This is a genomic window from Geodermatophilus ruber (assembly GCF_900114385.1).
Lineage (GTDB): Bacteria > Actinomycetota > Actinomycetes > Mycobacteriales > Geodermatophilaceae > Geodermatophilus > Geodermatophilus ruber.
Map to the genome: position 1 here is coordinate 167991 of NZ_FOSW01000002.1, position 15134 is coordinate 183124.

Annotated in this window: 14 protein-coding genes; 12 read left to right on the forward strand and 2 right to left on the reverse strand. The window is 72.1% G+C overall.

Annotated elements, in window-relative coordinates; all coding sequences use genetic code 11:
* Window positions 1-37: 37 nt before the first annotated feature.
* The 4 genes from BMZ50_RS03520 (at window position 38) to ctaD (ending at window position 4552) form a co-directional block, all read left to right on the forward strand.
* Window positions 38-277: a UBP-type zinc finger domain-containing protein gene (locus BMZ50_RS03520; protein WP_245753321.1), complete on the forward strand. Its 240-nt coding sequence runs from the start codon at window positions 38-40 to the stop codon at window positions 275-277.
* Window positions 274-1992, forward strand: a complete 1719-nt coding sequence (locus tag BMZ50_RS03525) for an FAD-dependent oxidoreductase (RefSeq protein WP_091321327.1) — start codon at window positions 274-276, stop codon at window positions 1990-1992. The genes BMZ50_RS03520 and BMZ50_RS03525 overlap by 4 nt, the downstream gene beginning before the upstream one ends.
* Window positions 1993-2061: 69 nt before the next feature.
* Window positions 2062-2505, forward strand: coding sequence for a DUF1931 family protein (locus BMZ50_RS03530; RefSeq protein ID WP_091321329.1), 444 nt, complete (start codon window positions 2062-2064; stop codon window positions 2503-2505).
* A gap of 292 nt (window positions 2506-2797) precedes the next feature.
* Window positions 2798-4552, forward strand: coding sequence for an aa3-type cytochrome oxidase subunit I (gene ctaD / locus BMZ50_RS03535; protein WP_091321331.1), 1755 nt, complete (start codon window positions 2798-2800; stop codon window positions 4550-4552).
* A 27-nt stretch (window positions 4553-4579) separates the two neighbouring features.
* Here ctaD and BMZ50_RS03540 read toward each other — a convergent pair whose 3' ends face one another.
* A complete protein-coding gene (locus BMZ50_RS03540; protein ID WP_091321905.1) occupies window positions 4580-5605 on the reverse strand; it encodes a helix-turn-helix transcriptional regulator in 1026 nt (341 codons plus the stop codon).
* A 215-nt stretch (window positions 5606-5820) separates the two neighbouring features.
* On the opposite strand from BMZ50_RS03540, the gene BMZ50_RS03545 reads away from it, so the two are divergent.
* Together BMZ50_RS03545 and BMZ50_RS03550 are read left to right on the forward strand one after the other, a co-directional pair.
* Window positions 5821-6804 carry a LysR family transcriptional regulator gene (locus BMZ50_RS03545; protein WP_177212624.1) on the forward strand — a complete coding sequence of 328 codons (984 nt, stop codon included), beginning with the start codon at window positions 5821-5823 and terminating at the stop codon, window positions 6802-6804.
* 2 nt (window positions 6805-6806) lie between these two features.
* Window positions 6807-7646: a glycerophosphodiester phosphodiesterase gene (locus tag BMZ50_RS03550; RefSeq protein ID WP_177212625.1), complete on the forward strand. Its 840-nt coding sequence runs from the start codon at window positions 6807-6809 to the stop codon at window positions 7644-7646.
* On the opposite strand, the gene BMZ50_RS03555 is transcribed toward BMZ50_RS03550, so the two are convergent.
* Window positions 7605-8669, reverse strand: a complete 1065-nt coding sequence (locus BMZ50_RS03555; RefSeq protein ID WP_091321338.1) for a glycosyltransferase — start codon at window positions 8667-8669, stop codon at window positions 7605-7607. The genes BMZ50_RS03550 and BMZ50_RS03555 overlap by 42 nt on opposite strands.
* 270 nt (window positions 8670-8939) lie before the next feature.
* On the opposite strand from BMZ50_RS03555, the gene BMZ50_RS03560 reads away from it, so the two are divergent.
* From BMZ50_RS03560 to BMZ50_RS03585, 6 genes are all read left to right on the forward strand, one after another.
* A complete protein-coding gene (locus tag BMZ50_RS03560) occupies window positions 8940-10100 on the forward strand; it encodes a glutathione-independent formaldehyde dehydrogenase (RefSeq protein WP_091321340.1) in 1161 nt (386 codons plus the stop codon).
* A gap of 75 nt (window positions 10101-10175) precedes the next feature.
* Window positions 10176-10697 (forward strand): hypothetical protein, encoded by a 522-nt coding sequence (locus BMZ50_RS03565; RefSeq protein ID WP_245753323.1) that lies wholly within the window; start codon window positions 10176-10178, stop codon window positions 10695-10697.
* Entirely contained in the window at window positions 10694-11869 is a 1176-nt protein-coding gene (locus tag BMZ50_RS03570; RefSeq protein ID WP_091321342.1) for a zinc-dependent alcohol dehydrogenase, read from the forward strand. Before BMZ50_RS03565 ends, BMZ50_RS03570 begins: the two co-directional genes overlap by 4 nt.
* A gap of 79 nt (window positions 11870-11948) precedes the next feature.
* Complete coding sequence (locus BMZ50_RS03575; protein ID WP_091321344.1) at window positions 11949-12614, forward strand: DUF1345 domain-containing protein; 666 nt, start codon at window positions 11949-11951, stop codon at window positions 12612-12614.
* Between the two features lie 76 nt (window positions 12615-12690).
* The gene (locus BMZ50_RS03580) at window positions 12691-14076 is read left to right on the forward strand and encodes a cytochrome ubiquinol oxidase subunit I (protein ID WP_091321345.1); all 1386 of its coding nucleotides are present in this window, start codon (window positions 12691-12693) and stop codon (window positions 14074-14076) included.
* Window positions 14073-15122 (forward strand): cytochrome d ubiquinol oxidase subunit II, encoded by a 1050-nt coding sequence (locus BMZ50_RS03585; RefSeq protein WP_091321347.1) that lies wholly within the window; start codon window positions 14073-14075, stop codon window positions 15120-15122. Before BMZ50_RS03580 ends, BMZ50_RS03585 begins: the two co-directional genes overlap by 4 nt.
* The last annotated feature ends 12 nt before the right edge of the window (window positions 15123-15134 follow it).

Consider the following 15134-nt stretch of genomic DNA (forward strand, 5'->3'; position numbering starts at 1 on the left):
GGTGACCACCGGCATGCCGCTCCGGCCGGATCCGCACGTGAGCTTCATCCAGGACGTCGTGCCGCGGACCCCGCAGGGCTGCGAGGACTGCCTGCGCATCGGCTCGCCCTGGGTGCACCTGCGGCTGTGCCTGACCTGCGGGCACGTCGGGTGCTGCGACTCCTCACCCAACCGGCACGCCCGCGCGCACGCCGGCCTGGTCGGCCACCCGATCGTGCAGTCCTTCGAACCGGGCGAGGACTGGCGCTGGTGCTACGTCGACGAGGCACTGGTGTGACGGCCGGCTCGGCGGCCGCGGAGAGGCGCCCGTGGGTCGAGGACCTGCTCGCCCAGGTGCCGCCGGGGGAGACCCCGGACCTGCACGGGGCCTTCCCGCGGCTGGAGGAGGAACGGCTCCGGGCGCTGGAGGTCGTGGGGGAGCGCCGCCCGACCGCGCGTGGTGAGGTGCTCATCGCCGAGGGCCAACGGGAGACCGCCTTCTACACGGTGCTCTCCGGCCGGGTCGCCGTGGCCGAGGCGTTCGGGACGCCGGCCCAACGGGTCGTCCGGGTCCACGGACCGGGTCGCTTCCTCGGCGAGCTCGGCATCCTGACGGGGCAGCCGGCCTTCCTGACCAACGTGGTCGCCGACCCGGGGGAGGTGCTGGTGGTCCCTGCCGACCAGCTGCGCGCCCTCGCCCTCCGGGATCCCGCCTTCGGCGACCTGGTGCTGCGCGCGTTCCTGGTCCGCCGCTCGCTGGCACTCGGCGAGGGGATCGGGTTCCGGATCATCGGCTCCCGGTACTCCGCCGCCACGCGGCAGCTGCGCGAGTTCGCCGCCCGCAACCGGCTGCCGCACCGGTTCGTCGACCTGGAGAGCGATCCGTCGGCCGAGCAGCTGCTGCGCGGGCTCGGGCTCGGCCCCGAGGACACGCCGGTCGTGCTCTACCAGGGCCGGGTGCTGCGCAATCCGTCGACCGACGAGCTGGCTCATGTGTTCGGTCTGCGTGACGTCGGCACGGCCGAGGAGGTCTGCGATCTCGTGGTGGTCGGTGCCGGGCCGGCCGGGCTCGCCGCCACGGTGTACGGCGCCTCGGAGGGCCTCCGCACCACGCTGCTCGATGCCGTCGCGACCGGCGGTCAGGCGGGCCGGACGTCGAGCATCGAGAACTACCTCGGCTTCCCCACCGGCATCTCGGGGGGCGAGCTCGCCGATCGGGCGGTGCTCCAGACCGAGAAATTCGGGGCCCACCGGAGCGTGCCGGCCGAGGTGGTGGGCATGGGCGAGCGCGAGGGGAACCACGACCTGTGGCTCGCCGACGGTGGCCACGTCGTGGCGCGCTGCGTGATCGTCGCGTCCGGTGTCCGCGTCCGCCGGCTCCCGGTACCGCGGCTGGAGGAGTTCGAGGCCACCTGCGTGTACTACGCGGCCACGCCGCTGGAGGCCCAGGCGTGCGTCGGCGACCCGGTGGTGGTCGTGGGCGGCGGCAACTCGGGCGGCCAGGCCGCGACCTTCCTCGCCGATCACGCGGCCGAGGTCCGGCTGGTGGTCCTGGAGTCCCGGCTCGACGAGAACATGTCGCGCTACCTGGCCGACCGGATCATGCAGGACCCGCGCATCGAGGTGTACCTGCACAGCCGGGTCGAGGACCTGGAGGGCGAGAACGGGCGGCTGGAGGCCGTGATCGTCAGGGACCTCGTCACCGGTGAGCAGACGCGCCTGCCCGCCCGCGACCTGATGGTGTTCATCGGCGGGGTCCCGAGCACGTCATGGCTGCCCGACGAGGTCAGCCTGGACACCGGTGGTTACGTCATCACCGGCGCTGCGGCGCGCCGGACCACCGAGTCGGGGGAGGCCGACGGCCCCGAGCCGCTGCTGCTCGAGACCAGCGTGCCCGGCGTCTTCGCCGCTGGCGACGTGCGCAGCGGCTCGGTCAAACGGGTGGCCTCGGCGGTGGGGGAGGGCTCCATGGCCGTGCGCCTGGTGCACGAGCACCTGGCGAGGACGCGGTGATCCACGACGCGGTGATCCAGGCCGCGGTGATCCAGGACGCGGTGACGAACGATCGCGGAGGAGACGGACATGACCGGCATACCCGACCTGGAGCGGTTCTTCCGCGCGGCCGGCGGCATCGACGTGGACAAGGCGGACGTGGATCGCTTCCGGACGTTCGTCGACGAGAAGGTCGACGACATCGCGATCGCCGGCCGCAACTCCGCGCGCTGGAACGCCCGGGACGTGATCGCCCCGCAGGACCTGCCGATCACCAAGGGCCTGCAGGAGCGGATGCGGGAGTTCGACAAGCTCGAGGAGGCCACCGAGATCCGTGAACTGCTGCGCGGCACCCTGCGCCGTCCCCCCGACGACATCACGTTCGGGGAGGAGACCGAGGACGTGCTCGTCGAGGTGTTCGGCGGCATCAGCCTGGCGCTGGCACGGACGTTCCGGATCATCGATCCGGAGCTGAAGAACCCGCAGTCCCGGCACTGGGACCGCGCGTTCGAGCTGTTCCGGTTGCTCCTCTAGGTGCGGATGAGGACCGCCGGACCGGGAGAACCGCCGGCGCAGATCGGCACATCTCCCGATGCGTCGCCGCGCGTGGTCGGCGTCTGATGGATGGCGGTACAGGGCGCAGCGACGTGCCCACGGCCGAGACGATCCGTGCACGGGGGTGGCGCGACGGTGGGGCGCTCCGACACGAGCGGCAGCGGAGCCGGCCGACGCAGGTGCTCGTCGCCGCATGCCGAGAACTCCGTGAACCGCCGGTGCGCGGTCCCGTCTCACGCTGCAGTCGTCATCGGAGCCCGGGAGCGTTGGCGTGACCGCACTAGCCCCGCAGCCCATCGTCAGCCGGCCGTCCGGTATCGAGCCGCCCACCCGCGGTTCCCGGTTCCTCGAATTCCTCCGGACGACCGATCACAAGACGATCGGCCTGATGTACATGGGCACGAGCTTCGTGTACTTCTTCGCCGCCGGCTTCATGGCGTTGCTGATGCGCGCCGAACTGGCCCGTCCCGGACTGCAGTTCCTCTCTCCGGAGCAGTACAACCAGCTGCTCACCATGCACGGGTCGGTGATGTTGCTGCTGTTCGCGACACCGCTGGTGTTCGCCTTCGCCAACATGATCCTGCCGCTGCAGATCGGGGCTCCGGATGTCGCTTTCCCGCGGCTGAACGCCCTCTCCTACTGGCTCTACCTGGTCGGCGCCACGATGGTGATGGCGACGTTCCTGACACCGGGGGGAGCACCGGACTTCGGGTGGTACGCCTACGCACCGCTGTCCACGTCCGCACACACGCCCGGCGTGGGCGCGAACATGTGGATCGTCGGGTTGATCATCGCGGGTGTCGGGACGATCCTCGGCGCGGTCAACATGCTGACGACGCTGGTGTGCCTTCGCGCGCCCGGGATGACCCTGTTCCGGATGCCGATCTTCTGCTGGGGCATCTTCGTCACCAGCCTGCTCATCCTCGTGGCGTTCCCGCCGCTCACCTCGGCGTTCTTCGCACTCCTGTCCGACCGGGAACTCCGCTCCCGGGTCTTCAGCCGGGAGAACGGCGGTGGGGTGCTGTGGCAGCACCTGTTCTGGTTCTTCGGCCACCCCGAGGTGTACATCGTCGCGCTGCCGTTCTTCGCGATCATCAGCGAGATCGTGCCGGTGTTCAGCCGGAAGCCGTTGTTCGGCTACAAGGGGATGATCTTCGCCCTGCTGGCGATCGGGTTCCTGTCCTTCTCGGTGTGGGCCCACCACATGTACGCCACGGGTGTCGTGCTGCTGCCCTTCTTCTCGTTCCTGACGTACATGATCGCGGTCCCGACCGGGATCAAGTTCTTCAACTGGATCGGCACCATGTGGCGGGGCCAGCTGACGTTCGAGACCCCGATGCTGTGGTCGATCGGGTTCATGGTGACCTTCCTGCTGGGCGGCCTGACCGGCGTGCTGCTCGCCTCCCCGCCCCTGGACTGGCACCTCAACGACAGCTACTTCGTCGTCGCCCACTTCCACTACGTCCTCTTCGGGACCATCGTCTTCGCGACGTTCGCGGGGATCTACTTCTGGTTCCCGAAGATGACCGGCCGGTTCATGGACGAGCGGCTGGGGAAGCTGCACTTCTGGCTGACCCTGGTCGGCTTCCACACCACGTTCCTGGTGCAGCACTGGATGGGCGACGCGGGCATGCCGCGCCGGTACGCCAACTACCTGGAGAGCGACGGGTTCACCACGCTGCACACCGTCTCGACGATCGGTTCCTTCATCCTCGGCGCGGCGTCCTTCCCGTTCGTCTACAACGTCATCAGGTCGTGGCGGCACGGGAAGCTCGCCCTGCGGGACGACCCGTGGGGTTACGGGAACTCCCTGGAGTGGGCGACGTCGAGCCCGCCGCCGCGGCACAACTTCGTGGAGATCCCCAGGATCCGCTCCGAGCGGCCGGCCTTCGAGGCCCACCACCCCCACCTGCTGGACCGCCTGGACGCCGAGGCGCACGCGGGCCGCAGGCGCGAGCCCTACGTGAGCGGGCTCGTCGAGGGAACGGGCCCCCGGCAGGGGCCCAAGGACCCCGACCCCACCTGAGTCCGGCGGGAACGTCCGGCTGGAACGTCAGGGCCGGCGGGGCGGTGCCAGGGTGAGCGGGGGGACGTAGAGCCCGTCCCGCTCGGCACGCACGGCGGCGAGCGTCCTGGTCTGCGATCCGAGCTTGACGAGGATGTGCTCGAGGTGCGCGGCCACGGTGCGCGGGGCCACCACGAGGTGGCTGGCGATCGCGTGGTTCGAGCACCCGTTGACCAGCAGCCCCAGCACCTCCAGCTCGCGCGGCGTGAGCCCGCGCAGGTACGGCGGCGGGGAGAGCAGCACCATCCCCGTCAGCACCGCCGGGACGTCGTCGGCGCTCGCCAGGGCGGTGACGCGGGTGTGACCGTCCGGCGCGTGACGGCCGCCCACGGGCCACAGGAAGGACGTGTAGACGTGGCCGGCGCCGATCTCGGCGTGCGCGATGCCGACGACGGGGGAGCCTGCGGCGAGCAGGGCGTGGTCGGCCAGTCCCGGTAGTGGCTGGGTGCCGCCGTCCGCGCGGACCACCGCCCCCGCGGTGGCCCCCCGCACGAGACGGGCGGCGGGCAGCAGGGAGCGCATCGGGTCGATCCCGTGCGCGAGCACCGAGGTGAGCCGGCCGAGCCGGTGGCGCATCTCCGGGGAGGGCGGCTCCTTGCTCCCGGAGAGAACGGTCACGAACCCGACCTGGCGCCCTCCCGGGCCGAACAGTGCGACCCCCAGGCCCTCGCGGAAACCGGCGGGGAGCAGGCACTCCGTCCAGGTGGGCACTTCCTCGGCCGGGTACGGCAGGTCGGACGGTCCGATGGGGAAACGGGCCTGGTTGGCGCCGGTCATCTCGATGTCGCGGGCCGTCACCGGCCCGCCCAGGAACTCCAGCGTCGAGTCGTCCAGGTCGACACTGGCCAGGGAGGTGTAGCCGCTGCTCAGGGGCTCGGCGAGAGCAACCCAGGCGGCATCGAACGGGACCAGGCGCCGGAGCCCGCCGAGCAGTGCCTCCGCGCGTTCCGGGATCGGCGCGGAGGAGGCCGCGATCTCGATCAGCGCGAGACTCGCGGCCGAAAGGTCCGGCATGGTCACACTCCCACCGTCGAGCCTCGTCAAGAGCTGGCAGCACACCGTCGACGACTCCGTCCACGGCGGACGAGGCCGACGCAGAGATGGCGGAGGGGTACCTCCGCGGCACGGGCTTAGTCCTCGGCCCGGTGACGTAAAGGCACAGGGGGATGAGGCCGGGCCTAACGCTTCCGATCCAGCCGCATCGACACCGACGGGAGGTACCGTCGATCATGGAGCTGCGCCAGCTGAGGTACCTCCTCGCGGTGGCCGATGAGGGGCGCTTCGCCCGGGCCGCCGAACGACTGCACATCGCGGCCCCCTCGCTCTCCCAGCAGATCCAGGCCCTGGAGCGGGAACTGCGGGTCACCCTGTTCGAGCGCACGCCGCAGCGGATCCACCTGACTCCCGCGGGCGAGGCGCTCGTGTGGCGGGCCAGGGTGATCCTCGCCGAGGTCGACCGGGCCCGGGAGGACGTCCGGGCCACGGGGGACGGTCGTCGTGAGCACTTGAGCCTGCGGGTCTGCAACATGGCCGAGCTCGTCCTGGACGGCCCGCTGCGGGGTGCGGCCATGGGCATTCCGGGGATCGACGTCTCCGTGGCCTCCAGCCCGGGGGACGACGCGATCGAGGCGGTCCGGCAGGCGCGTGCGGACGCAGCGGTGGTCTGGAGCCGGTCGCACGACCAGCGGGACCTCGACGGGGTGGTCCTCGGCTCGGTGGTCTTCGGTGTCGTGCTGCCGCGGGGCCACCCGCTGACCGTCGCCCCGCGGGTGCCGGTCGCGGCCCTCGGTCACGAGGCGCTGGTCATGTTTCCGCGGCAACCCTTCGCCGGGATCTGGGAGCGCACGGTCGATCACCTGCTGCCCGAGGGAGCACTCCCCGGGCAGGTGACCCTGGAGCCGGACCTGCTCAACGCGCCCGAGGCGGTGCTGCGCGCGGTCGCCGCGGGCGCGGGGGTCGCGGCCGGGATCCTCGGGGTGGCCGACCACATGGGCATCGGCGGCATCGAGGTCCGGCCGCTGGAACCCGAGCTCCGGCTGGACCTGGAGGTCGTGTGGCGAGGGCCGGCCCAGTCGTCGGTTCGTCGACTCATCGACTTCCTCGTCGAATCGGCCGACGACCCGCACGCCGTCATCGACCCGCCCGCGCGCCCGGTCGGCGGCACGGCGGGGGAGCCGATCAGCGCCCGCGCCGCTCGCGGCCGCTCGCGGTGACCGTGCCCGGCTCGCCCCGGTACCGGTCGGACGGCGGCGTCTTCGGCGAGGGACCGGCGCTCATCGGGCACCGGGGCCTGGGCTGCGGCGTCGTGTGGGGACACCGGGAGAACACGCTCGACTCCTTCGCCACCGCGGCCGGCCTCGGGATCGCCTGGGTGGAGGCCGACGTCCGCAGGACGAGCGACGACGTCCTGGTCGTCGCTCACGACGCGGCCTACCCCGACGGCACGTACCTGGCCGACCTCCGGGCCGAGGAGGCCGATCGGCGCGGCAGCCTGCGGCTTTCGGCCCTGCTCGAGCATCTGCCGGCCGACGTGGGGTTGAACGTGGACCTCAAGTCCTCGATCGACGACAGCGTGCGCCGGGCGCCGTGCACCACCGCCGGCCTCCTCGGGCCCGTGGTGGAGGTCGAGGCGGCCAGGCGGCGCCTGATGGTGTCCTCGTTCGACCCCGGCGCCCTGTGCCGCCTGCGCCGGCAGGCCCCCCGGGTCCCGCTGGGATGGCTCACGTGGCGCTCCTTCCCGCTGGAGGCGGCGGTGGCCGGCTGCGCGCACATGGACGTCGACGTCCTCGGTCTGCACGTCGGCTCGCTCGGGTGGGATCCGGCGACCGGCACCGTGGACCGGACCGCCGTGTCCCGCACGCTCTCCTTCGTCCACGGCTCGGGACGGCAACTGCTCGTGTGGTGCCCGGAGGCCCAGCCTGCCCGCGTGCTCGTCGAGGCGGGCACCGACGCCGTGGTCGTCGACGAGGTACCCGGCATCCTGGGCGCCCTGGCGGACGGGGCTCCCGGCCGGTCAGGACGCCCGGACCCGGGACCGGTCCGCCCGGGGGAGTGACCGCGGGCCGGCCAGGAGCTCCCGGTAGAACCGCACGTGCTCGCTGACCATGCGCCTGGTGTCGAACCGCCGGGCCGCGACCGCACGGCACGCGGTCCGGTCCAGGTCCGCGGCGGCCAGCAGCGCCGAGGCGAGGGGGCGGCGCCCCGTGCGCAGGTAGCCGGTCACCCCGTCGTGGACGATCTCGGGGGCGGACCCGGCCGGCGTGCCCACCACCGGGGTTCCCGTGGCCAGCGACTCGATCATGACCAGACCGAAGGGCTCGGCCCACTGGATCGGGTTGAGCAGGGCGAACGAGGTTCCCAGCAGCGCCAGCTTGTCCGCCCAGCCGAGTTCACCGACGTACTCGACGTCGGAGCACAGCAGCGGCCTGACCTCGGCGTCGAAGTACTCCTGCTCCTCGGGTTCGCGCAGCTTGGCGGCCATGCGCAGCGGCACGCCCGCGGCCCGCGCGGTCAGGGCCGCTTGACGGGGACCCTTCTCCGGGCTCATCCGCCCGAGGAAGCTCGCGTAGCCACCGTCGCCGCGACCCACGGGGACGGCGCCGACGTCGATGCCGTGGTGGATCACGCCGGCGAGAGGGATGCCCGCGGCGCTCGCGGCCTGGTGGCGGGAGATGCCCAGGATCGAGACTTCCTGCATGGCCCGGTAGATGGGCGCGAACGTCGCGTCGAACGGGCCGTGCGCGGTGGTCACCACCGGCGTGTCCGGGCACCGCTGCCGGTACAGCGGCCCGGTGAGGGTGTGGTCGTGCACCAGGCCCACGTCGCTCATGGCGGCGTAGCTGGTGATGACGTGCCGCAGCTCGGTGACGCCGTTCCCGCACACCGGGGCGGACGTGGGGGCCTCGTCGGTGCCGGGCACCCGGGGCACCGGGCAGGAGCTGTTCGCCGGGGCGGCGAGCAGCACGTCGTAGCCGGCGGCGACGAGGCCGCGGGCCAGACCGTCCACCACCGACTCCGTGCCGCCGTAGGCCGGCGGTGGGACGGGCACCCACGGTGGGGCGATGAGACCGATGCGCATGGACAGGTCCAGGGGGAGACGCGGAAGGTGCCCGCGGCTCGGGCGCACGGGCCCATGACAGTCGACCGGGCGGCTCTCCCTCCATCGGCAGAGCGACCCATTCCCGCCCGGCGACCGCCCGAGACGGGCCGGCACAGCCGGGATGGGTAGGTCTGCCGATGCATTCCGGCCCCGCGCGGCACTGGAATCGAGCTGCGTCTCCCCCGCATCCGGTGCAGGTACCGGCCTGCCGGCGGGGCCGACGCGAGCCACGACCATCGAGGAGGCGCGATGAGAGCCGTCGTCTACGAGGGGCCGCGCAAGGTGAGCGTCAAGGATGTACCCGACGCCCGGATCGAGCGGCCGACGGACGTCCTGGTGCGGATCACCACGACCAACATCTGCGGGTCGGACCTGCACATGTACGAGGGGCGGACCGACTTCGAGACCGGCCGCTGGTTCGGCCACGAGAACATGGGCCAGGTCATCGAGGTCGGCGAGGGCGTCGACAAGGTGAAGGTCGGGGAGTACGTCGTCCTGCCGTTCAACGTCGCCTGCGGGCACTGCAAGAACTGCGAGCGCGGCTACACCAACTACTGCCTCACCGCCCAGCCGGTGCCCAACTGGGCCGGAGCGGCCTACGGCTTCGCCGACATGGGCCCCTGGCCCGGAGGCCAGGCCGAGCTGCTGCGGGTGCCCTGGGGCGACTTCAACTGCCTGCGCCTGGGCGAGGACGCCCAGGAGAAGCAGACCGACTACGTGATGCTGGCCGACATCTGGCCGACCGGCTACCACGCCACCGAGATGGCCAACGTGAAGCCCGGTGACCAGACCGTCATCTACGGCGCCGGCCCCGTCGGCTGCATGGCCGCCTACTCCGCGGTGATCAAGGGTGCGAGCAGGGTGATGGTGGTCGACCGGCACCCCGACCGGCTGGCGAAGGCCGAGGAGATCGGCGCCATCCCCATCGACGACTCCAAGGTCGACCCGGTCGAGGCCGTCACCGAGATGACCATGGGGCTCGGGGCGGACAACGGCTGCGAGTGCGTCGGATACCAGGCGCACGACCCGCAGGGCAACGAGCACCCGAACATGACGCTGAACCGGCTGGTCAAGTCGGTGCGGTTCACCGGGGAGATCGGCGTCGTCGGCGTCTTCGTCCCCGAGGACCCGGGGTCGCCGGACCCGCTGTACAAGGAGGGGTACGTCGCCTTCGACTACGGCGAGCACTGGTTCCGCGGCCAGAAGATGGGCACCGGCCAGTGCCCGGTGAAGCGGTACAACCGGCAGCTGCGCGACCTCATCGCCGGCGGCAAGGCCAAGCCCTCCTGGATCGTCAGCCACGAGCTGCCGCTGGACCAGGCGCCGCAGGGCTACGAGCACTTCGACAAGCGCGACCAGGGATGGACGAAGGTCGTCCTCCACCCGAACGGTGCGCTGGCGGGAGCGTGACATGGCAGGCGAACTGAACGGACGCCGGGTCGCGATCCTCGCGACCCGCACGCCGGCCGGTGCGGGGAGCGGCGCATGACGAGCACGCTGGAACACCGCATGACCACCACCCTGGAACACGTGGCCACGCTGGCCGCCCGTGCGGGCGGGAGCGTCGTCCGTCAGGTCCGTTCGGTCCTCGAACCCGGCGCGCTGCCGACGGCCGGCGCCGCGGTGGAGCCGGCGTCCCGGTGGCTCGTGGTGACCGTGTACCGGGAGCGGGCCGAGATCGACACCGGAAACCTGCCGGCACCACTGGCCGAGTACGGCGACGAGATCGAGGTGCTGGTCCGCGAGGCCGCGGACGCGAAGGGCACCGAGCTCGGTGCCCGGCTGCGCACGCCGCCGCCGTCCGGGATCTCCGGTGCGGCCGCGAAGGTGCGTGGGGACGATCCGCGGGCCAAGCTGCGCTCCGCGCTGCGCAGGGCCAAGCAGCTGCTCGAGGTGGGGGAGGTGCTGAAGGTCGACCCCGTGCCGCACGGCAAACGGAGCGCCACACCCGGCGGTCTGGTGCTGGAGGCGGTCACCCGCCGGGCGGACAGGGAGGGGGTGCTGTGAAGGCGGCGACCTGGCGGGGCATCAACGAGATCGGGGTCGAGGACGTCCCGGAACCCACGATCCTCAACTCGCACGACCTCATCCTGGAGGTGAACCTCTCCGCGACGTGCGGCTCGGACCTCCACCTGCTCGGCGGGTACATCCCCGCGATGCGCTCCGGCGACGTGCTGGGGCACGAGTTCATGGGCACGGTCGCGGAGGTGGGGTCCGGCGTCACCCGGCACCAGGTCGGGGACCGGGTGGTGGTGTGCTCGTTCATCAGTTGCGGGCAGTGCTGGTACTGCGACAACCAGCTGTGGTCGCTGTGCGACAACGGCAACCCCAACCCGGGCATCACCGAGGCGCTGTGGGGCCAGTCCATCGGCGGCTGCTACGGCTACTCCCACGCCCTGGGCGGGTTCGCCGGCAGCCACGCGCCCTACATCCGCGTGCCCTACGCCGACCGCGGCGCCTTCCCGATCCCGGACGGCGTCCCCGACGAGCGGGCCCTGTTCGCTTCCGACGCCGCGCCCACCGGGTGGACCGGGGCGCACCAGGCGGAGGTGAAGCCGGGTGACGTCGTCGCGGTGTGGGGTGCCGGCGGCGTCGGGCAGATGGCCGCGCGGGCGTCGATGCACATGGGTGCCGAGCGGGTCATCGTCATCGACCGCTTCGACAACCGGCTCGAGCAGGTCCGCACCCACATCGGCGCGGAGACACTCGACTACGAGGAGGTCAACGTGGTCGCGGAACTGCGGGAGAGGTCCGGCGGGCGCGGTCCGGACGTCTGCATCGAGGCGGTGGGCATGGAGGCCCACAGCCCCGGCCCGCAGTACATCTACGACCAGGTCAAGCAGCAGATGAGGCTGCAGACCGACCGCCCCACCGCCGTCCGGGAGGCGATCTACGCCTGCCGCAAGGGCGGCACGGTGTTCACGCTCGGGGTCTTCGCCGGCCTGGTGGACAAGTTCCCGCTGGGGGCGGTGATGAACAAGGCACTGACCCTGCGCGGGGCCCAGCAGCACGGGCACCGCTACATCCCCGAGATCCTCGACCTGATGAGCCGCGACGAGGTCAGGACCGAGCATCTCGCGACCCATGTGATGCCCCTCGACCAGGCACCCAAGGGCTACGAGATGTTCAAGAACAAGGAGGACGGCTGCGTGCGCGCCGTCTTCACGACCCAGAACTGACCCGGGTCGGTCCGCAGTTCCGATCCGGGCGCCGACGCCGGCTCAGCGGCCGGCGTCGGCGCCCGCGGGAGCAAGGCCCATGGCCACTCAGACCCGCGACCGGCAGGCCGCCCGTGCCGAGCGCATCCTCTCCTGGCGGCGCCTGCTGGTGTGCCTGGCCGCCGGTCTGATCGCCGCGACCGCGGTGATCGTCGCCGGCGCACCGGAGCTGGCGGTCCTGACCGGCTGGGCCGTGGCGGCCAGCTGCCTGCTCACCTGGGTGTGGTGGGTCAGCTGGCCGCTGGACCACCGGGGCACCAAGCGCCTGGCCGAGCAGGAGGGGAGGACGCACGTCACCGACACGGTCGTGCTGGTCGCGGCGGTGGCCAGCCTGGCCGCCGTCGTCGAGGCCCTCGTCCGGGCCAGCTCGCAGGACGTCGTCAGCATCGCCACGGTGGTGCTGGGCATCGCCGTCGTGATCCTCTCCTGGGCCACGGTCAACACGGTCTTCGCGCTGAAGTACGCCCGCCTGTACTACGCCGGCGGGGACGGCGGCATCGAGTTCCATCAGAAGGAGCCACCGTCCTACAGCGACTTCGCCTACATGGCGTTCACCATCGGCATGAGCTACGCCGTCTCGGAGACCGAGCCCCAGTCCACCGCCGTCCGCAAGGTGGCCCTCGGCCACTCCCTGCTCTCCTACGTCTTCGGGACCGTCCTCATCGCGGTGGCCATCAACCTGGTCACCAACCTCGGGCAGGGCTGAGCCGGGGGCGCTGCCGTTGCGGCCCTACGGACCGGGGCCCATGCTGCAGATACCCGGCTCGTGAGCGGAGATCCCGATGGATCCCTCGGTCGTGCTCGCCGACGCGGCGGAGAACCTCGTCCCGGCCCGGATGCAGATGGCGTTGTCCCTGGGCTGGCACATCGTCTTCGCCTGCTTCGGGATCGCCTTCCCGCTGATCACCGTGTTCACCGAGTGGCGCGGCCACCGGCGTGACGACGCGGCGCGGCTGGAGCTCGCGCACACCTGGGCCCGGGCGATGGGCGTGCTCTTCGCGGCGGGGGCGGTGTCAGGCACGCTGCTCTCCTTCGAGATGGGGATCCTCTGGCCGGGGCTGATGGCCCGCTTCGGCGAGGTGTTCGGGTTCCCGTTCGTGCTGGAGGGGTTCGCCTTCTTCGTCGAGGCGATCTTCGTGGGCGTCTACCTGTTCGGCTGGAACCGGCTCTCGCCGCGGGCGCACATGCTCAGCGCCGTGCCGATGATCGTGTCCGGCATGGCCGGTGCCTTCTTCGTGGTCGCGGCCAACGCCTGGATGAACAACCCCACCGGCTTCCGGCTGGACGAGGACGGGCGCGTCGTGGACGCGCGGCCGTGGGCGGCGATGTTCGGGCCGTCCACCTGGCCGCAGGTGACGCACATGCTGCTGGCGGCGTACATGGTCACCGGGTTCACCATCGCGTCGGTGTACGCCGTCGGGATGCTCCGGGGACGCCGGGAGCGGCGGCACTACCTGGGCCTGGTGATCCCGCTCGCGTTCGCGGCCGTGGTCACCCCGGTGCAGATCGGCGTGGGTGACTGGATCGCCAAGGCCGTGGCGACCAACCAGCCGGCCAAGCTGGCGGCGATGGAGGGGCTGTTCCGGACGACGGCCGGCGCACCGCTGTCGGTCGGCGGTCTCTACCGCGACGACGAGCTGCACGGCGCCCTGGAGCTCCCCAACGGTCTCTCCCTGCTCATCCACCACGACCCGGGCGGCGTGGTGACCGGCCTCGACGCGTTCCCGCCCGATGAGCGGCCGCCGGTCAACGTCGTGCACCTGGCCTTCGACACGATGGTCTCGCTCGGGTTCGCGCTGCTGCTCGTGTCCGCGTGGTTCGGCTGGACCTGGTGGAGGCGCCGCCGGATCCCGCAGACCCCGTGGTTCCTGCGGGCGGTGGCGGTCGCCGGGGCCGCCTCGATCGTGGCGATGGAGGCCGGCTGGATCGTCACCGAGGTCGGCCGCCAGCCCTGGACCGTCTACGGCATCCTGCGCACCGCCGAGGCGGTCAGCCCCGCACCCGGGCTCTATTTCGGCCTCTACGGCGTGGCCGCGGTGTACGCGGTGCTGACCGTGCTCACCGTCTACGTGCTGCGGCGGCTGGCCCGCAGTCCCGACACCCGCGCCCCGCAGGAGGTGGACGCCCCGCCCCCCGACCGGAGCACCGGCGAGGCGGCGGTTCGATGACCCTGGCGGAGGTGGTCCTGAGCGCCATGTTCGTCGGCCTGATCGCCTACGGGCTGTTCGGCGGGGCCGACTTCGGGGCCGGCATCTGGGACCTGCTCGCCGGCGGCACGCGGGGCGGCGCCCGCCAGCGGGACCTCATCGAGCGCTCCATCGCCCCGGTCTGGGAGGCCAACCACGTCTGGCTGATCTTCGTCCTCGTCGTCCTGTGGACGGCGTTCCCCACGGCGTTCGCCGCCGTGGTGACCACGCTCTACATCCCGCTCACGCTCGCCGCGTTCGGCATGATCGCCCGCGGGGCGGCCTTCGCGTTCCGCAAGAGCATCAGCACCGCCGGCATGCGGCGCTTCCTGGGGGCCTCGTTCGCGCTGTCGTCGCTGGGCACCCCGTACTTCCTCGGTGCCGTCGTCGGCGGTGTCGCCTCCGGCCGGGTACCGCCGGGCATCGCGGCCGGCGACGTCCTCACCAGCTGGCTCAACCCGACCTCCGTGCTCGGCGGGGTGCTCGCCGTGCTGGTCTGCGCCTACCTCGCCGCCGTGTTCCTCTGCGCCGACGCCCGCCGGGAGGGCGCTGAGGACCTGCTGCGACAGTTCCGCGCCCGCGCCCTCGGGACGGCGGCGCTGACCGGCGCGGTCGGCATCGTCGGCCTCTTCGTGCTCCGGGCCGACGCCCCTCTGCTGTTCGACGGCCTCACCGGCCGGGCCCTCCCGGTGGTCCTGCTGTCGGTGGTCGCGGGCCTCGCCGCCCTGGTGCTGCTCTGGACCGGGCGCTACGTGGCCGCCCGGGCGGCCTCGGCGCTGGCGGTGACCGCGATCCTCCTCGGGTGGGCGGTCGCCCAGTACCCGTACGTCCTGGTGCCCGAGCTGACCATCGAGGAGGCCGCCGGCGGCCGGACCACGCTGGTCGCGCTGCTGGTGGCGCTCGGGGTCGGGGCACTGGTCCTGCTGCCCTCGCTCGTGTACCTCTACTGGCTGTTCCAGCGGTCGGTCGAACGGCCCGCGGCCGGTGGCGCGGCACGGATGGGGGTCACCGACGCCGCCGCCTCCTGACCGCGGAGCCAT